Origin of the sequence: Rubellimicrobium thermophilum DSM 16684 (assembly GCF_000442315.1) — a bacterium.
GTDB classification, from domain to species: domain Bacteria; phylum Pseudomonadota; class Alphaproteobacteria; order Rhodobacterales; family Rhodobacteraceae; genus Rubellimicrobium; species Rubellimicrobium thermophilum.
The window spans coordinates 194,127-214,418 of sequence record NZ_KE557320.1 but is presented as its reverse complement, the minus strand read 5'-3'; the positions used below and the strand labels follow the sequence as shown (position 1 = coordinate 214,418).

General features: G+C 69.2%; 17 protein-coding genes and 3 pseudogenes. 7 read left to right on the top strand and 13 right to left on the bottom strand.

What is annotated here, in order from left to right; genetic code table 11:
• Positions 1–7: 7 nt before the first annotated feature.
• From RUTHE_RS02005 to coxB, 12 genes and pseudogenes are all read right to left on the bottom strand, one after another.
• Positions 8–1,069: an AraC family transcriptional regulator gene (locus RUTHE_RS02005; protein ID WP_245542179.1), complete on the bottom strand. Its 1,062-nt coding sequence runs from the start codon at positions 1,067–1,069 to the stop codon at positions 8–10.
• A 132-nt stretch (positions 1,070–1,201) separates the two neighbouring features.
• Positions 1,202–2,655: pseudogene (locus RUTHE_RS02000) on the bottom strand (FAD-binding oxidoreductase).
• A 45-nt stretch (positions 2,656–2,700) separates the two neighbouring features.
• Positions 2,701–3,285 (bottom strand): GNAT family N-acetyltransferase, encoded by a 585-nt coding sequence (locus tag RUTHE_RS01995; protein WP_021096569.1) that lies wholly within the window; start codon positions 3,283–3,285, stop codon positions 2,701–2,703.
• Complete coding sequence (locus RUTHE_RS01990; RefSeq protein WP_021096568.1) at positions 3,285–4,550, bottom strand: M16 family metallopeptidase; 1,266 nt, start codon at positions 4,548–4,550, stop codon at positions 3,285–3,287. Before RUTHE_RS01990 ends, RUTHE_RS01995 begins: the two co-directional genes overlap by 1 nt.
• A pseudogene (gene thrC, locus RUTHE_RS01985) lies at positions 4,547–5,946 on the bottom strand (threonine synthase). Before thrC ends, RUTHE_RS01990 begins: the two are co-directional and overlap by 4 nt.
• 71 nt (positions 5,947–6,017) lie before the next feature.
• The gene (locus RUTHE_RS18135) at positions 6,018–6,170 is read right to left on the bottom strand and encodes an SURF1 family cytochrome oxidase biogenesis protein (RefSeq protein WP_342662198.1); all 153 of its coding nucleotides are present in this window, start codon (positions 6,168–6,170) and stop codon (positions 6,018–6,020) included.
• Positions 6,115–6,687, bottom strand: a complete 573-nt coding sequence (locus RUTHE_RS01980) for an SURF1 family protein (protein WP_021096566.1) — start codon at positions 6,685–6,687, stop codon at positions 6,115–6,117. Before RUTHE_RS01980 ends, RUTHE_RS18135 begins: the two co-directional genes overlap by 56 nt.
• A gap of 69 nt (positions 6,688–6,756) precedes the next feature.
• Positions 6,757–7,575 (bottom strand): cytochrome c oxidase subunit 3, encoded by an 819-nt coding sequence (locus tag RUTHE_RS01975; RefSeq protein ID WP_021096565.1) that lies wholly within the window; start codon positions 7,573–7,575, stop codon positions 6,757–6,759.
• A gap of 69 nt (positions 7,576–7,644) precedes the next feature.
• Entirely contained in the window at positions 7,645–8,226 is a 582-nt protein-coding gene (locus tag RUTHE_RS01970; protein ID WP_021096564.1) for a cytochrome c oxidase assembly protein, read from the bottom strand.
• Positions 8,223–8,435 carry a hypothetical protein gene (locus tag RUTHE_RS01965; RefSeq protein WP_021096563.1) on the bottom strand — a complete coding sequence of 71 codons (213 nt, stop codon included), beginning with the start codon at positions 8,433–8,435 and terminating at the stop codon, positions 8,223–8,225. Before RUTHE_RS01965 ends, RUTHE_RS01970 begins: the two co-directional genes overlap by 4 nt.
• A 3-nt stretch (positions 8,436–8,438) precedes the next feature.
• Positions 8,439–9,386: a heme o synthase gene (locus RUTHE_RS01960; RefSeq protein ID WP_021096562.1), complete on the bottom strand. Its 948-nt coding sequence runs from the start codon at positions 9,384–9,386 to the stop codon at positions 8,439–8,441.
• Positions 9,387–9,477: 91 nt separating this feature from the next.
• Positions 9,478–10,365: a cytochrome c oxidase subunit II gene (gene coxB / locus RUTHE_RS01955; protein ID WP_021096561.1), complete on the bottom strand. Its 888-nt coding sequence runs from the start codon at positions 10,363–10,365 to the stop codon at positions 9,478–9,480.
• Between the two features lie 162 nt (positions 10,366–10,527).
• Here coxB and tldD point away from each other — a divergent pair, with 162 nt between their 5' ends.
• The 7 genes and pseudogenes from tldD to RUTHE_RS01920 all read left to right on the top strand — a co-directional run bounded on the left by tldD (position 10,528) and on the right by RUTHE_RS01920 (position 19,447).
• Positions 10,528–11,949 carry a metalloprotease TldD gene (tldD, locus tag RUTHE_RS01950; RefSeq protein WP_021096560.1) on the top strand — a complete coding sequence of 474 codons (1,422 nt, stop codon included), beginning with the start codon at positions 10,528–10,530 and terminating at the stop codon, positions 11,947–11,949.
• Between the two features lie 76 nt (positions 11,950–12,025).
• On the top strand, positions 12,026–12,727 hold the full coding sequence (locus tag RUTHE_RS01945) for a phosphatase PAP2 family protein (protein WP_021096559.1): 702 nt from the start codon (positions 12,026–12,028) through the stop codon (positions 12,725–12,727).
• Between the two features lie 87 nt (positions 12,728–12,814).
• Positions 12,815–14,017: a DNA-processing protein DprA gene (dprA, locus tag RUTHE_RS01940; protein WP_021096558.1), complete on the top strand. Its 1,203-nt coding sequence runs from the start codon at positions 12,815–12,817 to the stop codon at positions 14,015–14,017.
• A 134-nt stretch (positions 14,018–14,151) separates the two neighbouring features.
• A pseudogene (gene topA, locus RUTHE_RS01935) lies at positions 14,152–16,871 on the top strand (type I DNA topoisomerase).
• Positions 16,872–16,972: 101 nt separating this feature from the next.
• Positions 16,973–17,707: a CoA transferase subunit A gene (locus RUTHE_RS01930; RefSeq protein ID WP_021096555.1), complete on the top strand. Its 735-nt coding sequence runs from the start codon at positions 16,973–16,975 to the stop codon at positions 17,705–17,707.
• Between the two features lie 48 nt (positions 17,708–17,755).
• Complete coding sequence (locus tag RUTHE_RS01925; protein WP_021096554.1) at positions 17,756–18,805, top strand: PAS domain-containing protein; 1,050 nt, start codon at positions 17,756–17,758, stop codon at positions 18,803–18,805.
• 12 nt (positions 18,806–18,817) lie between these two features.
• Positions 18,818–19,447: a CoA transferase subunit B gene (locus RUTHE_RS01920; protein WP_021096553.1), complete on the top strand. Its 630-nt coding sequence runs from the start codon at positions 18,818–18,820 to the stop codon at positions 19,445–19,447.
• A gap of 243 nt (positions 19,448–19,690) precedes the next feature.
• On the opposite strand, the gene RUTHE_RS01915 is transcribed toward RUTHE_RS01920, so the two are convergent.
• Positions 19,691–20,292 (bottom strand): lytic transglycosylase domain-containing protein (locus RUTHE_RS01915; protein WP_021096552.1); only part of this gene is annotated, 602 nt, incomplete at its 5' end.

The following is a 20,292-nucleotide window of genomic DNA, read 5'->3' as shown; positions in this document are numbered from 1 at the left end:
CGAGCGTTTAACTCCAGATTTCCCGGCCGGTCTTGAAGGATCCTGCTTCGGCTTGTTCGGATCTGCGGCCTTGTGCGCGCCGCCAATCGGTTGGGGTCATCCCGAAATGGGCGCGAAAGCGACGCGACAGATGGGACTGATCGGCAAAACCCGTCATCTGGGCCACCTCGGCCAGCGGGCGCGCGCCCTCCCGGATCATCTGGGCGGCCCGTTCCAGTCGCAGCCCGGCAAGCCACCGATGCGGCGGCTGGCCGACTTCGGCACGAAAGGCATGGGCGAACCAGCTTTCCGAGAGACGGGCGGCCCGGGCCATGTCGGCGACGGACACAGGCCGCGCCATGTTCTCCTCGACCAGCCTGCGCACCGCCGCCATCTGCCAGGGGGCAAGGCGGCCTGTCGCCTCGTGCCGGGAAGGGCCGGTGACAACCGGCCCTGCCGCAAAGAGTTCGGCCAGCACCGCCGTCAGCAGACCGTCCAGCAGCATCCGTCCTGCGCGGGGGCTGCGGATCTCGGCTGCGGCCATGCGCCCGAGTGCGACCAGCGAGGTGTTGCTGGCCAGCAGGCGGGGCCGGGCCAGATCGACCCGCAGCCGCCCCGCCGCCAGCCGGCGTTCCAGCGCGGCATGCTCGAAGTGAATGTCGAGATGGGTCATCCGGGCGGGGCTCTGCATCCGGGCCCACATCGGCAGATCGGCCGGCATGAAGAACGCCTGAGCCACGATCGGTGCCGCCTCGGGCGAGCCGGCGCGCAGGACCATCGGCGGCGGCTGGTCATCAAGGAAGATCACGATCCGCGGATCCGGAGCGATGTAGTGACCACCGCCGCCGGCCTCACCATGGACGGCCCAGACATCGGCGACGGCCCCTTCCAGGGTCTGAAAGGCCAGCGGCTCCAGCGTTCGCAGGGCCCGAGTCCTGGCCTGCATGCGCGGGCGGAATTCGGCAGGATACCCCATCGCCGCTCCCTGAGCTGTGCGGAAATACCTTTCAAAAATTATTCCTATAAAAATGATCAGGAAACGCAAGCCATGGCGCAGGGCCGCCATCGCCCGCACGGATCGTCCGGGCATGATCGGCTGGAAATCCCCGGATGATGCGGCCTGCCTGGAAATGGCCCCTTCGCCGAGGCCTGCCGGCCCTGCGGCCCGTGATCAGGGCCGGGGCCGATCGCGAACCCGGATGGTCCGGCCCGGATGGTGCGGTCAGGACGTCCGGGCCTGCACGCGCAGCACTGCCCCGGGATTGAGGATGCCGCGCGGATCGAGCGCCGCCTTGACGGCGCGCATCATGGCCAGGCGGACGGGATCGGCATAGCGTTCGAGATCGGTCACCTTGAGCCGCCCCACCCCATGCTCGGCCGCGACCGAACCGCCACGGGCATGGACAAGGTCATGCACGGTCTGCTTGATCCGCTCCCGGATCGCGTCATGGGCGGCGCGATCCGTGCCGCGGGCGGGGAACACGTTCCAGTGCAGGTTGCCATCGCCCAGATGACCGAAGACATTGATCCGCAGCGGCCCGAGCGCGAGGACCGCCGGCTCGGCCTCGGCCAGGAAGCCTTCGATCTCGGACAGCGGCAGGGCGATGTCGTGCGAAGAGACGGAGCCGATGCGCCGGTTGGCCTCGGGGATGCGCTCGCGCAGATCCCACAGATGCCGGCGCTGCCCCTCCGAGACCGCGAGCACGCCATCGCCGGTCAGTCCGGCTTCCAGCGCCGCCTCGAAGAGGCCTTCCAGCGCCGCCTGCGGATCGAGGCCCGCCGGCAGCCCCAGCTCCAAGAGGACGCACCAGTCCGGCACGGGCGAAAGGGGGCAGACGCCCAGGGCTGTCTCGGCAAGGAATTCCCATCCCATGCGGCCGATCAGCTCGAATCCCTGGACCGCATCCCCGACCCGCCCCTGCGCCAGAGCGAGTAGGGCCAGCGCCGCGCCGGGCGTGGGCACGGCCAGCAGCGCCGCCGCCACCGAAGCCGGCGGCATCACGCTGCGCAGCGCCGCCGCCGTGATGATCCCGAGCGTCCCTTCCGAGCCGATCAGCAGATCGCGGAGATCATAGCCGAGATTGTCCTTCCTGAGCCGGGTCAGGCCGTGCCAGATGCGTCCATCGGCCGTCACGGCCTCGAGCCCGAGGCAGAGGGCGCGCGCATTGCCCCAGCGCAGAACCTGGGTTCCCCCCGCATTGGTGGCGAGGATCCCGCCGATCCGCGCCGATCCCTCGGAGGCCAGCGAAAGGGGAAAGAGCCGCCCGGCCCTGGCGCGGCCTCCTGCACGGAGGCCAGCGTCGCACCAGCCTCGGCCACCAGCACATTCTCCTCGGGGTGAATGGAACGGATGCGCGCCATGCGCTCGAGCCCGAGGATGACGGGCCGCGGCCCGCCCGGCGGCATGATCTGGCCGCCCACCAGGCCCGTGCCGCCCCCGCGCGGCACCACCGGGACCCGTGCCTCATGGCAGAGCGCCAGCACCGTCGCCACCTCTGCGGTCGAGCCGGGCAACACGAGAAGACCATCGCCCCGGAAGCGGCCGCGCGGTTCGGTCAGTTCGGCCTCGGTCGCCTCGCGGAAGGCGGAGGGGGGCAGCCGCTCCCGCAGGCGGGCGGCAAAGGCCTCGTCGGCGGGAGAGAGATCGGCGGGCCTGACCTCGGCGGACAACGGCATCATGATCCTTCCGTGCCTCACTGCACCCCGCAGCACAAGGGCGGCTCAGCCCGCCTCGGTGCGTCCGCGCCGGTCATGCCGCAGATTGGCGTAGAGAACATGGTTCCGCCAGCGTCCGTTAATCTGGAGATAGGCCTGCGCGACGCCTTCGTATTTGTAGCCGCAGCTCTCGAGCAGGCGGCGGGAGGGCGTGTTCTCGGGCAGACAGCCGGCCTCGAGACGGCTGAGGTCGAGCGGTCCGAAGGCATGGCGCACCACGGCCAGGAGGGCTTCGCGCATGTAGCCCTGCCGGGCATGGGGCGCGCCGATCCAGTAGCCCGTGGTGGCCGACTGGGCCGGACCGCGGCGGATGTTGTCGAGCGTGATCGCCCCCAGCAGCGCATCGTCCGAACGGCGGATCAGGAACAGCGGCAGCGCCGTTCCGTTGGCGACCGAACGCTGCGACCAGTAGACGCGCGCGGTGAAGGCGCGACGGGTGAGATGGTCCGGGGCCCAGGTCGGCTCCCAGGGCTGGAGGAAGGCGGCGGATTCCTCGCGCAATGCCGCCCAGGCGCGCCAGTCGCCATGACGCGGGGGGCGGAGGATGAGCCGCTCGGTCTCGAGCCGCAGTTCCCGCCGCCCCCAGAACATCAGGCCGCGAGCCTCTCCCTGAGGGCGTCCAGATGCGGCGCCGCCTCTGCCGGGCCGTAGAGCGCCAGCGCCATGCCTGTCCGCCCCGCCATGCGCGCCGCGAAATCGCGCACATCGCGCAGGGTGACGGCGTCGATCCGCTCGATCTGCTCCTCGACGCTGGGGACCCGGCCCCAGACCTGGAGCATCCGCGCCAGCCGTTCCGCCCGGCTGGAGGGCGATTCGAGCCCCATCAGAAGACCCGCCTTCATCTGCGCGCGCGCGCGGGCGATCTCGGCCTCGGTCAGATCCTCGGCGGCGCGGCGCAGCTCATCGACGGTCAGCAGGGCCAGTCTTTCGATGTCTTCGGCCGAGGTGCCGGCATAGATCGTGGCGATCCCCGTATCCTCATGGGCACCGGACTGGGCAAAGATGGTGTAGCACAGCCCGCGTTCCTCGCGCAGTTGCTGGAACAGGCGCGAGGACATGCCCGCCCCCATCGCCGTGGCCCAGATCTGGGCGGTCTGCAGGTCCGGGTCGCGCCAGGCCGGCGCTTCGAGGGCGAGGGCGAAATGGACCTGCTCGAGCGCGCGGATCTCGCGCCGCTCGCCGCCCTGCCAGCGCGCAGGCTCCGGCCGGGACGGGTGCAGCAGCGGCGGCAGATGGCCGAACAGTCGTTCGGCCTCGCGGCAGATGGCCTCGTGGTCCACGGCGCCCGCTGCAGCCAGGATCATCTGCCCCGGCCCGTAATGTTCGCCCACGAAGCGCCTCAGATCCTCGCGGCCAAAGCGGCTGACGCGCGCGCTCTCTCCCAGGATCGGCCGGCCGATGGGCTGATCGGGATAGGCTGTCTCCTGCAGCCAGTCGAAGACGATGTCGTCCGGGGTGTCGAGCGCCTGACCGATCTCCTGCAGGATCACGCCGCGTTCGACCTCGATCTCCTCCTCGGCGAAGAGGGGGTCGAGAAGGATGTCCGCGATCACGTCGAGCGCGAGGGCCACATCCCCTTCGAGCACGCGCGCATAATAGGCGGTCATCTCGCGCGAGGTATAGGCATTGATGTAGCCGCCGACATCCTCGATCGCCTCGGCGATCTGGAGGGCCGAACGCCGCGAGGTGCCCTTGAAGGCCATGTGTTCGAGGAAATGGGCGATGCCGTTCTGCTCGGCCCGTTCGTGCCGCCCCCCTGCCAGGACCCAGACACCGACCGAGGCCGAGCGCAGGCCCGGCATGACCTCGGTGGCGACACGGAATCCGTTGGGCAGGGTATGAAGGCGGACGGTCATGCGGCGTGCGGCCTCTCGATGCGGCTGCGGATCAGGGTCTGGAGGGCGGACAGGTCGTTCGGCGCCCGAGTCAGCCGTTCCGGCCGGTCATACAGGTCGGCCATGCGCGGGGGAAGGGCGGGCGCAGACCGGTCGCCGCTTCGACCGCCTCGGGGAACTTGGCGGGATGAGCCGTCGCCAGCGTCACCATCGGCACTGCCCCCAGGAATCCTGCGGCCACATGCAGGCCGACGGCGGTATGCGGGCAGACAAGATGCCCCGTCTCGCGCAGGGTGCGGGCGATGGCGGCAGATGTCTCCTCCTCGGACGCCCGGCCCGAGGCGAACCAGTCGCGCAAGGCCGACAGCGCCCCCTGTGCCACGCGAAAGCCCCCCTCCTCGCGCAGGGCCGTCATGTCGGCGCGCACCGCCGCGCTGTCGCCCCCATGGGCATCGTGGAGGGCGCGTTCGAAATTCGATGCCACCTCGATATCCATGGACGGGCTGATCGAGGGGCGCACCCCCGCCTTGCGGTATTCGCCGCCCGTCAGCGTCCGGTGCAGGATGTCGTTCTGATTGGTCGCCACCACCAGACGTTCGACCGGCAGGCCCATCCGCCTTGCGATCAGCCCGGCATAGATGTCGCCGAAATTGCCCGTGGGGACGGTGAAGCTGACCGCTCTGTGGGGCGCGCCGAGCGCGACTGCCGCCGTCACGTAATAGACGACCTGGGCCAGCACCCGGGCCCAGTTGATCGAATTGACACCGGCAAGGCCCACCTCCTCGGCGAAGCGGCGGTCGGCGAACATCTCCTTCAGGCGTGCCTGACAGTCGTCAAAGGTGCCGTCCACGGCGATGGCATGGACATTCGCCTCGGCCGGGGTGGTCATCTGGCGGCGCTGGACCTCGCTCACGCGGCCATGGGGAAAGAGGATGAACACCTCCACGCCCGGCACGCCGCGAAAGGCCTCGATCGCCGCCGAACCGGTATCGCCCGATGTCGCCCCCACGATCGCGATGCGCCGTCCCGACCGCGCCAGCGAGGCGCGGAACAGCCGCCCGATGAGCTGCATCGCCACATCCTTGAAGGCCAGAGTCGGGCCGTGGAACAGCTCCATCAGGAAATGATTCGCCCCGATCTGCACGATCGGCACCCGCGCGGCATGACCGAAGCCCGCATAGGACTCCGCGATCAGCCCGCGGAATTCCTCCTCGCCGAAGGCCTCGCCCACGAAGGGGCGCATGACGCGGAAGGCCACCTCCTCATAGGACAGACCGGCCAGGGCCGCGATCTCGGCGGCGGACATCGCCGGAACCCTCTCGGGAACATAAAGCCCCCCGTCGGCGGCCAGACCCGTCATCATCGCCTCCTCGAAACCGAGGACGGGCGCCTGACCGCGGGTGGAGACATAGCGCATGGGGTTTCCTCTTCAGTCGGGGCGGCCGGGGCAAGCCCTGGCACCGGGCGGGACCTGGGGCGGGACCTGTCTCATGCGGGCCTCCGCAGACTGCGCCAGAACAGCCAGGCGCTCATGGCCGCCCAGACCGCGGCCAGGCCGAACCAGGTGACGGCATAGCCCAGATGGTCATTGCGGATGCCCCGTGGGGCTGACCGGAAGCGGTGTGGTGCCCAGATCGGCACCGGCGATCTCGCGCGCGACGAGGATCACCGGCTCGGCCCCGAGCGCCGCCGCCATCGCCTGGGGGTCGTCGGCGAACCAGATGCCCCGCTCCGCATCCGGCGGCGGGGCCGAGGCCGAAGCGGGGGGCCAGAACAAGTTGCCCGTCACCACGGCCTGCCGGGCAAGGCGGGGCGTCTCCTTCTGCGCCTCGGGGACGAAGCCGAGATCCACCAGAAGCCGCCGCTCTCCGGTCTCGAGCACCGAGATCACGCGGAAACCCGGGCCGCGCCCCGGCAGGGATGTCAGGACATGCGCCTCCTGTCCTTCGAAGGCGCCGGCGACCGTCACGGGACGATACTGATCGCGCTCTGGGTCGGGCGTGACGGGCAGGGGGCCGGGGGCGGCAGCGATCCGGGCCGCGATGTCGGCAACAAGCGCCTCCTTCCAGGCGAGGCGATGAAGCTGCCAGACCCCGAGCGAGCAGAGCACGGCGACACCGGCCAGGCCAAGCAGGAAGGGGAACCACAGCCGTTTCACGCCATCTCCTCGGAGGGGAGCGCGGAGACAGATCCGCGCGCCGCCACACTCATCAGGGAGAAAAACCCGTCAGGAGCCCCAGATGTAGATAGAGAAGAAGAGGAACAGCCAGACCACATCGACGAAGTGCCAGTACCAGGCAGCAGCCTCGAAGCCGACATGCTGTTCGGGCGTGAAATGGCCGCGATAGACGCGCAGCAGGCAGACAGCCAGAAAGATCGTGCCGATGATCACATGCGCGCCATGGAAGCCGGTCGCCATGAAGAAGTTGGCGCCATAGATGTTGCCGGCAAAGCCAAAGGCAGCATGGCTGTATTCGTAGAGCTGCAGACCCGTGAAAGACAGGCCGAGCAGGATCGCCAGCCACAGCCCCCATTTCATGTCCTGCCGGTTGTTCTCATGCACAAGGGCGTGGTGCGCCCAGGTCGCCGCCGCGCCCGAGCACAGCAGGATCAGCGTGTTGATGAGAGGCAGATGCCAGGGGTCAAAGGTCTCGATGCCGGCCGGGGGCCAGACGCCGTCCACCGCCGGCGACTGCGGCCCCATCGGATAGAGCGCATGTTTGAAGAAGGACCAGAACCAGGCCGCGAAGAACATCACCTCGGACATGATGAAGAGGATGAAGCCGTAGCGCAGCCCGATGCGCACGACGGGCGTATGGTCCCCCACACGGCTTTCGGCGATCACATCCGCCCACCAGCCATACATGGTGTAGAGAACACCCACCGCGCCGATCAGGAACAGCCAGTAGTTGCCAAGGAAGCTCTCGCTGGTGCCGTGCATGCCCAGCACGGCGCCGAAGAGCATCACGAAAGCCGACACCGCACCAAGAAAGGGCCAGATCGAGGGCGGCAGGATGTGGTAGTCGTGGTTCTTGGCATGGGCCATCGCGCGCGTTCCTCTGCGGTCTCGGCTGCGGTCTTCGGCGTCACTCTATGGCGGCAGGCGCCGCCACTGTCAAAGCCCCTCGGGCACCTCCGCGACGGGGCGGGCCAGGGCGGCCTGCGCCTGCTCCGGCGGCAGGTCGATCTCGTAGAAGGTGTAGCCCAGCGTGATCTCCCGCACGCCTCGCCCGTCGGGATCGTCGAGGATGGCCGGATCCACATAGAAGCTCACGGGCATCTGCACCGTCTCGCCCGGCTGAAGCACCTGCTCGGTGAAGCAGAAGCACTGGATCTTGGAGAAATAGCCGCCCGCCGCATAGGGCACGACGTTGAAGCTGGCCTGTCCGGCCACGGGGCGGTCAGTCGGATTGTGGGCCTCGTAGAAGGCGAGGTTGGTCTCGCCGATGCGCACGGTCATGCTGCGCTGGACGGGGCGGAACTGCCAGGGCATGCCGCGTTCGGTGAAGGCCTCGAACCGCACGATGACGGTCTGGTCCGTCGGCTCGATGCCCGTGCCGTCGGAGACGGATGTCGTTCCGCCGAAGCCCGTCACGCGGCAGAACCAGTCGTAGAAGGGCACGGCGGCAAAGGACATCGCCCCCATGAAGGCGACAAGACCGACAGCCGAAAGGGCGACACGGGCATTCGGGGTCATGGGGCAGACTCCGCCTGAGGTTCGGGAATCAGATTGGCGGGCTGGATGACATGGTCATAGCCCTGGAACTGGGCGATGCTGTCGAGGCTCAGCACCTTGACTACGGTCAGGCCGAAGACCAGCGCGACAAAGGCGACCAGCACGGCGAACAGACCCCAGTTGCGGCTCCGCCGGCGCCGGTGAAGCTCGTGCTCGACACGGATCGCCATGACTCAGCCCCCCCAGCCCGTGCCCAGCAGCGAATCGAGAATCACGGCCGCGAAATGCCCGGCCATGTAGAACAGCGAGAGGCGGAAGAGGCGCTTTTCGGCTGCCCATCCGTCGCCCTCGGCCTGTGCCGCATCGCGCCGCCAGACGGCCCATCCTGCCTGCCCGAACAGGACCGTGAGCAGGATCGAGGCCCCGAAGGTCAGCCAGCCCCCCGCCGCGGACAGTGCCAGCGCCAGCGACGCCGGGGCCAGCAGCACGGCATAAAGCGCGATCTGGTTGCGCGTTGCGCGGTCGCCATGCGTTTCGGTCAGCATGGGCACATTGGCACGACCGTAGTCGCCCCGGACGAACAGCGCCAGCGCCCAGAAATGCGGCGGGGTCCACAGGAAGATCAAGGCCACCATCAGCAGCGGCGCCCAGGCGACCGAGCCGGTCGCCGCAACCCAGGCGACAAGCGGCGGCAGCGCCCCCGCCAGCCCGCCGATGACGATGTTCTGCGGCGTCCGCCGCTTGAGCCACATCGTGTAGACGACCGCATAGAAGAAGATGGTGAAAGCCAGCAGCCCCGCCGCGAACCAGTTGGCCGCGAGCCCCAGCATCATGACCGAGAACAGCGAGAGCGCCACACCGAGGCCCAGCGCCTCGCCCGCCCCGATGCGCCCCGAGGGCACCGGCCGGCCGCGGGTGCGCCGCATCAGCCGGTCGATATCGGCGTCCCACCACATGTTGAGCGCACCCGAGGCCCCTGCCCCCACCGCGATGCACAGCAGCGCGACGAATCCCACAAAGGGATGCATCGCCCCCGGCGCGGCGATCATCCCGGCCAGTGCCGTGAAGATCACGAGGGACATCACACGCGGCTTGAGAAGCGCGAAATAATCGCCAAAGGACCCCTCGCCCGCAGGGGCGGCCGCAGGACCGAGACGGGTGGTCAGGCTCGCATCGCTCATGATCGCCCCCGAAGCTAACGGATGACGGCGCCGCAGGCATCCTGCAGCGCCGCGACAGGGTGTCGCGCGGATGACCCGCCCCGCGCGCGGATCAGCTGGCCGGGAACTGCTCGCGCGCAGCCTCGACCCATTCGGCATAGGCCTCGGGCGAAACAGCCCGGACCACGATGGGCATGAAGGCATGATCCTTGCCGCACAGCTCGGAGCACTGGCCGAAATAGACGCCCTCGGCCTCGGCCCTGAACCACAGATGCGCCAGACGGCCCGGCACCGCGTCCTGCTTCACCCCGAAGGCCGGCAGCGCCCAGGAATGGATCACGTCCCCGCCCGTCACGGTCATCACCACGGTCGCCCCCACCGGCACCACCACGGCATTGTCGGTGGCGAGCTTCCAGTGCTCGTCCGAGAAGCCGGCGGCGGCCAGCTGGGCGCTGATGTCCTCGTTCAGGTTGCCTTCGTTGTAGCCGATCATGTAGCTGTCGAAGGCGATCCCCTCGTCCGGATACTGGTAGTTCCAGAACCACTGGTATCCCGTGACGGTGATGTGGACATCGCCTTCGGGGATTTCCTGCTGGTTGAACAGCACAGGCAGGGAGAAGGCGCCGATGAACACCAGGATGACGATCGGGACCACCGTCCAGGTGACCTCGAGCGGGGAATTGTGGGTGAAGCGGGCCGGCACGGGATTGCGCCGCTCGTTGTAGCGCAGCATCACCCACAGCAGCAGCGCGACCACCAGGATCACGATGAAGGTGATGATCCACAGGACCATGTTGTCGAGCCAGCGGGTGTTGCGGGCCACCTCGCTCATCGAGGGCTGGAAGTTGATCCCCCCCGGCACCGGCTGACCGATGATGGGCAGCGCGCCGCCCGCCGACTGGCCGAAGGTCGTGGCAGCCTCCTGGGCCCAGGCGGCAGCCCCGAGCAACGAGGCCCCGGCAGCAGCGGCGAGAGTCCGGAAGGTCTGAGTCAGGCGCATGAACGGCTCCTCGCGCATACGGATGGCAGGGCCCGGCCGCCCTGCCGGACGCGAGCCCCTGTCGGTCGCGCCTCTCTTCCCATATCTGTCGGGGCATCACAAGCGGCGCGGCGACAGGCCGCGCCCCGCCGGCCCGCATCCAGCCCAGAGGGGACCCTGCCCATGCCTTCCGCGCCCTTCCGCCCCTTCGAGGACCTCATCGACCGCGATGCCGCCCTGCGCCATCTGCGCGCAGCCACCGCAGGGGCCGATGACGGGGAACTCTTTCTCGAGCGGCGCCGCTCCGAGGCGCTGACCTTCGACGATGGCCGCCTGAAGACCGCCAGCTTCGATGCGGCCCAGGGATTCGGCCTGCGCGCCGTGCGGGGTGAAACGGCCGCCTATGCCCATTCCACCGACATCAGCGAACCGGCGCTGGCCCGCGCCGTGGCCACCGCGCGCCTTGCCGTCGGTCAGGGGGGCGGAACGCTCGCCCCCCCGCCGCCGCGCACCAACCGCCGCCTCTATGGCGAGGCCGATCCGCTCGAGGAGGCCGGCTTCGCCCTCAAGGTCGAGACGCTGCGCGAGATCGACGCCACCGCCCGCGCCATGGACCCCCGCGTGGTCCAGGTGAGCGCGAGCCTCTCGGCCTCGCATCAGGAGGTGGCGATCCTGCGCCCGGAAGGCGATCTGGTGACGGATGTGCGCCCGATGGCGCGGCTCCATGTCTCGGTCATCGTCGAACAGGACGGGCGGCGCGAATCCGGTCATCACGGCACCGGCGGCCGTCATGACCTCTCGCGGCTCATGCGGCGCGAAACCTGGGAGGCCGCCCTGCGCGAGGCGCTGCGCATCGCGCTGGTCAATCTCGAGGCAAGGCCCGCCCCGGCCGGCATCATGGATGTGGTGCTCGGCCCCGGCTGGCCGGGCATCCTGCTGCACGAGGCGATCGGCCACGGGCTCGAGGGCGATTTCAATCGCAAGGGCAGCTCGGTCTTTGCCGGACTGATGGGAACGCAGATTGCCGCCCGGGGGGTGACGGTGGTGGATGACGGCACGCTTCCGGAGCGCCGCGGCAGCCTCACCGTGGATGACGAGGGCACGCCCTCCGGCCGCACCGTGCTGATCGAGGATGGCATCCTGACCGGCTACATGCAGGACAGGCAGAATGCCCGTCTCATGGGCATGGCCCCGACCGGCAACGGCCGGCGCGAGAGCTTTGCCCATATCCCCATGCCGCGCATGACGAACACCTACATGCTGGCCGGCCACGCAGACCCGAAGGACCTGGTCGCGGATCTGAAGGACGGCCTCTGGGCGGTAGGCTTCGGCGGCGGACAGGTGGACATCACCAGCGGGAAATTCGTCTTCTCCTGCACCGAGGCCTACCGCGTCCGCAACGGACAGGTGATGGAACCCGTCAAGGGCGCCACACTGATCGGCGACGGGGCAACCGCGCTCCGCGGCATCCGCGCCGTGGGCCATGATCTCGCCCTCGATCCCGGCATCGGCAACTGCGGCAAGGCCGGTCAATGGGTGCCGGTGGGGGTGGGACAACCCTCTGTGCTGATCGGAGGGCTGACGGTCGGCGGCGCCGCCACCTGAGCCAGGGGCCGGCGCATGGCCGTTGACAGCGGATCGATCCGTGCCAGCTGCTGCGCAAGTTCTTCGGGAGATTGCCATGATCCGCCTCCTCGCCCGCATCCAGACCCGCAGCCTGCTGCTGCTGCTGGCGGTGGCTCTGTTGCTGTGGGGCTTTGCGAGACTGGCTTCGGAGATGGCCGAAGGCGGCACCCACGCCCTTGACGAGGCGCTGCTGCTGGCCCTGCGCAGCCCCGGCAACCCTGCCGATCCGATCGGCCCCGTCTGGGTGGAGACGGCCATGCGCGACATCACCGCTCTCGGCGGGGTCGCCATCCTGCTGCCGCTGGTGCTCGTGGCGCTGGTGGTTCTGGTCGTGCGGGGGCAGCCGCGTTCGGCCGGACTGCTGGCCACGGCCGTCGCGGGCGGACAGCTTCTGTCCTCTGCCTTCAAGACCCTGTTCGACCGGCCGCGCCCCGATCTTGTCCCCTGGGGAACCGAAGCCCTCACCGCCTCCTTCCCCTCGGGTCATGCGATGATGTCCGCGGCAACCTGGCTGACGCTGGCCGCGATGCTCGCCCGGGCCGAACCGCGGCGGCGGCTCAAGGCCCTCTATCTCGTGCTGGCCGCATCGATCGTCATCGCGGTCGGGATCAGCCGCGTCTATCTCGGGGTGCACTGGCCCTCCGACGTGCTGGCCGGCTGGGCGCTGGGAACAGCCTGGGCCCTGCTGTGCTATGGCGTGGCGCAGGCCCTCGGAGCCAGCGGGCAGATCGAACCGGAGCGCGACGGCAACGGCTGAATCCGCTGCGCCGGCAGCCGGGATCATAAACCTTATATTAACCTTTCCATGCCAGACTGATTCCCTGAAGGAGGATGGGAATCCCGCATGGCCCTGGACAGATCAGCACCAACCGGCAACGCAGGCCGCCCTGCCGTGATCCAGCAGGAGGAGGAACGCCTTGCCTGGCTTCGCCTGCTGCGTTCGCGCCGGGTGGGCGTGACGACCTTCTTCCGCCTTCTGGCCGAACACGGATCGGCCCGCGCCGCCCTGCGGGCCCTTCCGTCGGTGGCCCGCGCCGCCGGAATCGAGGACTATGCCCCCTGCCCCGAGGGGGTGGCCCTTGCCGAATACCGCCGCGGTCTGGCCCAGGGGGCGCGGCTGCTGCTGCGGGGGGATGCGGACTATCCGCCCGCCCTTGCCCTTCTGCCTGATGCGCCGCCCCTCCTTTGGGCGCTGGGCGATGTCGCCTTGCTCTCCCGTCCGATGGTCGCCCTGGTGGGGTCGCGCAACGCCTCCTCTCTGGGCCTGCGCATGGCGCGCTCGTTGGCCGCCGGGCTGGGGGAGAAGGGATTCGTCATCGTCTCGGGCCTCGCCCGCGGCATCGACACGGCCACGCATGAGGCGGCCCTGCCGACCGGCACCGTCGCGGTGATGGCGGGGGGGGTCGATCACATCTACCCGCCGGAAAATGCAGGACTTGCCGCCCGCATCGCCGAACAGGGCCTGCGCCTGTCCGAACATCCCGTCGGGATGGAGCCGCAGGCCCGGCATTTCCCCGCTCGCAACCGCATCATCGCGGGGCTGTCGCTGGGCGTCGTCGTGGTCGAAGCCGCCGAACGATCCGGCTCGCTCATCACCGCCCGGCAGGCGAGCGACCAGGGGCGGGAGGTGATGGCCGTCCCGGGCCATCCGCTGGATCCCCGCGCATCTGGCTGCAACACGCTGATCCGGGACGGGGCGACACTGGTCCGCTCCGCCGCCGATGTGGAAGAAGCGCTTGCCCCGGCTCTTGCCGGGATGAGGTGGGGCGCATCCCTGCCGGCCCCGGCCCCGGCATCCGGGAATGCGCCCTGCAGCCTGTCTCTGTCCCCGCCACCGGCTGTGGCCGCTCCCTCCTCCGCCCCGACGAGGGCGACGGATCTGCGCAGCCGCATCCTCGAGCGTCTCGGCCCCTCTCCCCTGGCCGAAGATCAGCTCATCCGCGATCTGGCCATCCCTTTTGCCACGGTTGCTCCCGTGCTGCTCGATCTCGAGATCGAGGGCCTCATCCGGCGCCAGCCCGGCGGCCTGCTGGCCAGGGGGGGATGATGCCGGTCTCCCCTGTTTTTGTCCGCCTGTGCGGTCCCGTCCCGGTCAGCCCCGTCAGCTCCGGATTGACAATCCCGGAGCCCCCCCCGCATACCGCCGCCCCAGACCGCCCCCTGCCCGGACGGAGTGTGCCCATGCCCGTTGTCGTCGTCGAGTCTCCGGCCAAGGCCAAGACGATCAACGGCTATCTGGGGCGCGACTATACCGTGCTGGCCAGTTACGGTCATGTCCGCGACCTGCCGGCCCGCGATGGCTCGGTCGATCCCGAGAGGGACTTCGCGATGGAATGGGAGGTGGCGACCGAATCGCGCAAGCACCTCAAGGCCATCGCCGACGCGCTGAAGGATGACCCCGAGCTGATCCTGGCCACCGACCCGGACCGCGAGGGTGAGGCGATCTCCTGGCATCTGACCGAGGCCCTGCGGGAGCGCAAGGCGCTCCGCAAGGACAGCGTGGTCAGCCGCGTCACCTTCAATGCCATCACCAAGGCCGCGGTCACCGAGGCGATGAAGCACCCCCGTCAGGTGGATCGCGCCCTGGTCGAGGCCTATCTGGCGCGGCGTGCGCTCGACTATCTGGTGGGGTTCAACCTGTTGCCCGTCCTGTGGCGCAAGCTGCCCGGCGCGAAATCGGCAGGGCGTGTCCAGTCCGTCTGCCTGCGGCTCATTGTCGATCGCGAGATGGAGATCGAAGCCTTCCGTGCGCGCGAATACTGGACCGTCGAGGCCGTGCTGCGCACCATCCGCGGCAAGGAGTTCACGGCCCGGCTGGTCTCGCTCGGGGGAAGGAAGCTCGATCGCTTCGACCTCGCCGACGAGGCGGCCGCCTCCCTCGCGGTCGAGGCGGTGCGCCACCGCGACCTGTCGATCCTCTCGGTCGAGGCCCGGCCTGCCTCGCGCCATCCGGCGCCGCCCTTCATGACCTCCACGCTGCAGCAGGAAGCCTCGCGCAAGCTCGGCCTCGGGGCCAAGGCGACGATGGCGGCGGCCCAGCGTCTCTACGAGGCGGGTCTGATCACCTACATGCGCACCGACGGCATCGACATGGCACCCGAGGCCGTCACCGCCACGCGCGAGGCGATTCGCGCACGGTTCGGCGCCGATTACGTTCCCAAGGCCCCGCGGCTCTACAAGAACAAGGCGAAGAACGCCCAGGAAGCGCATGAATGCATCCGGCCAACCGACATGGCGCGGGATGCCGAATCGCTCCGAATCGCCGATGCCGATCAGCGCCGGCTCTATGACCTGATCTGGAAGCGCACGCTGGCCAGCCAGATGGCCGAGGCCCGGCTGGAACGCACGACCGTCGAGATCGGCTCTGCCGACGGCCAGGTGGGGCTGCGCGCCACGGGGCAGGTCGTGCTCTTCGACGGCTTCATGCGCGTCTATACCGAAGGGCGCGACGACACCCCCGACAGCGGAGAGGACGACGCGCGCCTGCCCCCGATGGCCGCCGGCGAAGGGGCGGAGAAGGTTCCGTCACGCCCGCGCAGCATTTCACCGAACCACCGCCACGCTATACCGAGGCGACCCTCGTCAAGCGGATGGAGGAACTGGGCATCGGCCGCCCCTCCACCTATGCCACGATCGTCTCGACGATCCAGGAACGCGAATATGTCCGCAAGGAAGGCGGACGCCTGATCCCCGAGGACAAGGGGCGCCTCGTGACGGCGTTCCTGGCGACCTATTTCCCGCGCTATGTCGAATACGACTTCACCGCGAGCCTCGAGGATCGCCTCGATCAGGTGAGCGCGGGACAGACCGACTACAAGACGGTTCTCTCGGATTTCTGGCGGGACTTTTCCGCCGCGCTGGCAGAGACCGCCGATCTGCGCATCGGCGAGGTGCTGGAGCGGATCGATGCGGTGCTGGCGCCGCATCTCTATCCCCCGCGGGCCGACGGGGGCGATCCGCGCCGCTGCCCGGCCTGCGGCGAAGGGCGGCTGTCGATGCGCACCGCCCGCACGGGCGGCGCCTTCATCGGCTGCTCGCGCTATCCCGAATGCCGCTATACCCGCCCCTTCGGCCCCCCGCCCGAGGATGCCGAGGCGGCGCCGGCGGGTGAACGCCTTCTCGGCGAGGACGGGGGCGAACCGATCTGGCTGCGGGACGGACGCTTCGGCCCCTATGTGCAGCGCGGCGAGGCGACGGCCGACAATCCCAAGCCACCCCGCGCATCCCTGCCCCGCGGATGGCGGCCCGAGGAGATGACGCTCGAGTCTGCGCTGCGGCTTCTGTCGTTGCCGCGCCAGGTGGGCACCCATCCCGAGGATGGCGCACCGGTCGAGGCGGGGATCGGACGTTTCGGCCCCTATGTCAGGCACGGGACCCTCTATGCGACCCTGCCCTCGGTCGAGGATGTCTGGGAGATCGGCATGAACCGGGCCGTCGAGCTGCTCGCACAGAAGGCGGCCGGACGGCGCGGAGCCGGTGCGCGATCCGCCCTGCCCGCAGGGCGGAGCCTTGGCGAGCATCCCGAAGGGGGCGAGATCCAGGTGATGCCCGGCCGCTACGGCCCCTATGTCAAATGGGGCAAGATCAATGCCACCATTCCGCGCGAGCGCGACCCCGAGACGCTGACGCTCGAGGACGCCCTGGCCCTGATCGAGGCGAAGACCGCTGCCCCCGCGGCAGGGCGCAAGGGCAGCAAGGGCAGAGGCACGACCGGGAAGACCGCAACGGCCGCCGATCCGGCCAAGACTGCCGCCAGACGCACAGCGAAGAAGGCCTCTGCGAAAACGGCCGCCCCGGCCCCAGAGGGCACATCCGCCGGACGGTCGGCGACCGGGAGGACCGCTGCCCGCAAGGCAACGGCCCGACCGGCCTCGGGCAAGCCGGACCGGATCGAGGAATGACGCATCCGCCTCTTTTCCTTGCGGCGCTGCAGCGCTACGGTCCGTGGCGCCGGGCCGGGGGGGCCGGCCCGGCAATGGGCAGGTGCCGCGGGAGGGTGAGGATGAACAAGGTCTATCCGGACGCACGCGCCGCACTCGAAGGGTTGCTGTTCGACGGCATGACCATCGCCGCAGGCGGGTTCGGCCTCTGCGGCATCCCCGAGCTGCTGATCGCCGCCATCCGCGATGCAGGGACGAAGGATCTCACCGTTGCGTCCAACAACGCCGGCGTGGACGGCTTCGGTCTGGGCATCCTGCTGGAGACGCGGCAGATCCGGAAGATGATGTCCTCCTATGTGGGCGAGAATGCCGAGTTCATGCGCCAATACCTGTCAGGCGAGCTGGAACTCGAATTCAACCCCCAAGGCACCCTGGCCGAGCGGATGCGGGCCGGCGGCGCGGGGATCCCCGCCTTCTATACCCCCACGGGGGTGGGCACCATCGTGGCCGAGGGCAAGGAGCACAAGGAATTCGACGGCAGGACCTACATCCTCGAACGGGCGATCGTGGCCGATCTCGCCATCGTCAAGGCCTGGCGCGCCGACCCCACCGGCAACCTCCAGTTCCGCAAGACGGCGCGCAACTTCAATGTCCCCGCCGCGACCTGCGGAAAGGTCTGTGTGGCCGAGGTCGAGGAGATCGTGCCGGTCGGCACCCTCGACCCCGATTGCATTCATCTGCCCGGCATTTATGTCCACCGCCTGATCCAGGGCCAGCACGAGAAGCGCATCGAACAGCGCACGACCCGTCCCAGACCGACGCCGAGCGAAGGGACAGGCCCCGGGACGGCGTCGTGATGCCTCCTTCCGGCGCATGACCGCGTCCCCATCGGAGCCGCCCTCCCCATGTCCCCCGACACCCCCACGCCTGTTCCGGGCGTCCTGGCCGATGATGCGGCCTTCGATGCGATGCTGCGCGCGGGCGTCTCCCTCGTCCTGACGGACCCCAATCTGCCGGACAATCCCATCGTCTATGTCAACGACGCCTTCTCGCGCGTGACGGGCTATGAACGCAGTGCTGCCATAGGCCGCAACTGCCGCTTCCTCCAGGGGCCGGACAGCGACCCCGATCAGGTGCGCCTGCTGCGCGAGGCGATCGCGGCACGGCGCGAGATCTCGGTCGATCTGCTCAACTACCGGGCCGACGGACGGCCCTTCCGCAACCGCCTGCTTGTCGCGCCGGTACACGGACCGGACGGCGAGGTGACCCATTTCCTAGGTATCCAGAAGGCCCTTTCCGAAGAGGAGGCACGACGCGCGGCCAATGCCTCGCCCGATCTGGCCCTGCGCGAGATCCAGCACCGGGTGAAGAATCATCTGGCCATGATCGTCGGTCTGATCCGGCTTCATGCACGCGGCGGCAGCGCCGATCCGGAATCCCTCGTCCGGCGGGTGGAGAGCCTCCAGCTCCTCTATGAGGAGCTGAGCGCAGCCGGCTTTGCCAACCGTGGCGAACGGATCCCCCTCGAGGCCTATCTGTCGCGCGTGGCCAATGCCGTGGCCCATCTGGATGGCCGCGCCGGAATCAGCGTCCAGTTCCGCGCGGATCATGCCCTTGTGAGCGTGGACCTGGCGGCACGGCTCGGCCTCCTGCTGTCGGAGATCGTGACCAATGCCCTCGAACATGCCTTCACGGGCCGCGAAAGCGGCACCGTCGATATCCGCCTGACCGCCGCAGAGGACGGACGGCTGACCCTCATCGTCGCCGATGACGGCATAGGCCTGGCCCCCGGAACCGCATGGCCGGACATGGCCAGCATGGGCGGGCGCATCGCGATCCAGCTCGTGGAGGGAATGGGGGCCGACCTGTCCGTGACCTCCGGCCCGGCCGGCACACGCATCGCACTGGACGTTCCGACGGAGATCGGAAACGATCACCCCGCCACCACCCCCTGAGGAGGAGCACCGATGCCCTGGACCCGCAACCAGATGGCCGCACGTGCCGCGCAGGAACTGCGCGACGGCATGTATGTCAATCTCGGCATCGGGATCCCGACGCTGGTGGCCAACTACATCCCCGAAGGCATTTCGGTCACGCTCCAGAGCGAGAACGGCATGCTGGGCATGGGGCCCTTTCCCTATGAGGGAGAGGAAGACCCGGACCTGATCAATGCCGGCAAGCAGACCATCACCGAACTGCCCCATTCGGCCTATTTCGATTCGGCCACCAGCTTTGCCATGATCCGCGGCGGCAAGATCGCCATGGCCATCCTGGGCGCGATGGAGGTCAGCGAGGAAGGCGATCTCGCCAACTGGATGATTCCCGGCAAGCTCGTGAAGGGAATGGGCGGGGCGATGGACCTCGTGGCCGGGGTGGGGCGCGTCGTCGTCGTAATGGACCACACCAACAAGGCCGGCGAATCCAAGCTGCTGCGCCGATGCACCCTGCCCCTGACCGGCAAGGGCGTGGTGGACCGGATCATCACCAATCTGGGCGTGCTGGACGTGGTCGAAGGCGGCCTGCGCATCGTGGAATGCGCCCCGGACGTCACCGACGCCGATATCCGCGCCGCCACCGAGGCGCGCATCGTCGACTGAGCGCGAACCGCCCCCCGCCCCGCCGCAAGGCACCAGACGAGGGGAGTGGCAGGACAGGGCACGGCATGACAGGGCCCGATCCCCCTGCCCCCGCTGCCTGCCTGTCCGACACCATGATGCATACCCCTGTCCGATTCGATGCCGCCAGCATCGCAGGAAAGGGTTAAGATCCGGTAAACGCCTCTGCCCCCCGGTGCATTCTGCCGAACTGCATTCGGCCGAACCGGCGGGAGGTCGCCCCCTTCAGAGCATGTCCACCACGAAGACGCAGCCGTCCGACAGCAGCTCGGGCGGGGTCCGGCAAAGCCCGCGCGCCACCGTCCAAGCGGTCAGCACCTTGGGGACATAGGCGCGCGTCTCGGGATAGGGGGGCACGCCGCCGGCTTCGCGCACGGCCCCTTCTCCCGCGTTGTAGGCGGCCAGAGCCAGGATCGGATCACCGCCGAAATGGCCGAACAGCCAGTCGAGATAGGCCACGCCCCCGGCGATGTTCTGCGCCGCGGCGAGGCTGTCCTGCACGCCGAAGCGCGCCGCCGTAGCGGGCATGAGCTGCATCAGCCCCTGCGCCCCCGCCCGCGAGACGGCCGAGGGATCGCCTGCGCTTTCCACCGCGATCACCGCCAGAACCAGAGCGGGTGAGACGCGCGTGCCCACGGTGGCGCGCAGGATCTCGCGCCCATGGGCATGGGCGATCTCCTGCAGGGCCTGAAGGCGCGGCGGCGTGAAAGCCGCGCCGCCGGGGGCCGCGTCCAGGGCCTGCAGCGCCTCGGCCAGGCGGCCGGGCCGCGAATCGGCAAGCGCCGGAGAGACGCGGGCCCAGAACCAGTCCGCCCCGCCCGCGCCCC

Coding starts and splice junctions, on each gene's coding strand:
- tldD (WP_021096560.1), top strand. CDS start 10,528: ATGCCTTCCGCGCCCTTCCGCCCCTTCGAGGACCTCATCGACCGCGAT.
- coxB (WP_021096561.1), bottom strand. CDS start 10,365: ATGCGCCTGACTCAGACCTTCCGGACTCTCGCCGCTGCTGCCGGGGCC.
- RUTHE_RS01975 (WP_021096565.1), bottom strand. CDS start 7,575: ATGGCCCATGCCAAGAACCACGACTACCACATCCTGCCGCCCTCGATC.
- RUTHE_RS01945 (WP_021096559.1), top strand. CDS start 12,026: ATGATCCGCCTCCTCGCCCGCATCCAGACCCGCAGCCTGCTGCTGCTG.
- RUTHE_RS01965 (WP_021096563.1), bottom strand. CDS start 8,435: ATGGCGATCCGTGTCGAGCACGAGCTTCACCGGCGCCGGCGGAGCCGC.
- RUTHE_RS01925 (WP_021096554.1), top strand. CDS start 17,756: ATGTCCCCCGACACCCCCACGCCTGTTCCGGGCGTCCTGGCCGATGAT.
- dprA (WP_021096558.1), top strand. CDS start 12,815: ATGGCCCTGGACAGATCAGCACCAACCGGCAACGCAGGCCGCCCTGCC.
- RUTHE_RS01995 (WP_021096569.1), bottom strand. CDS start 3,285: ATGTTCTGGGGGCGGCGGGAACTGCGGCTCGAGACCGAGCGGCTCATC.
- RUTHE_RS01960 (WP_021096562.1), bottom strand. CDS start 9,386: ATGAGCGATGCGAGCCTGACCACCCGTCTCGGTCCTGCGGCCGCCCCT.
- RUTHE_RS01920 (WP_021096553.1), top strand. CDS start 18,818: ATGCCCTGGACCCGCAACCAGATGGCCGCACGTGCCGCGCAGGAACTG.
- RUTHE_RS01970 (WP_021096564.1), bottom strand. CDS start 8,226: ATGACCCCGAATGCCCGTGTCGCCCTTTCGGCTGTCGGTCTTGTCGCC.
- RUTHE_RS01990 (WP_021096568.1), bottom strand. CDS start 4,550: ATGACCGTCCGCCTTCATACCCTGCCCAACGGATTCCGTGTCGCCACC.
- RUTHE_RS02005 (WP_245542179.1), bottom strand. CDS start 1,069: ATGCCCGGACGATCCGTGCGGGCGATGGCGGCCCTGCGCCATGGCTTG.
- RUTHE_RS01930 (WP_021096555.1), top strand. CDS start 16,973: ATGAACAAGGTCTATCCGGACGCACGCGCCGCACTCGAAGGGTTGCTG.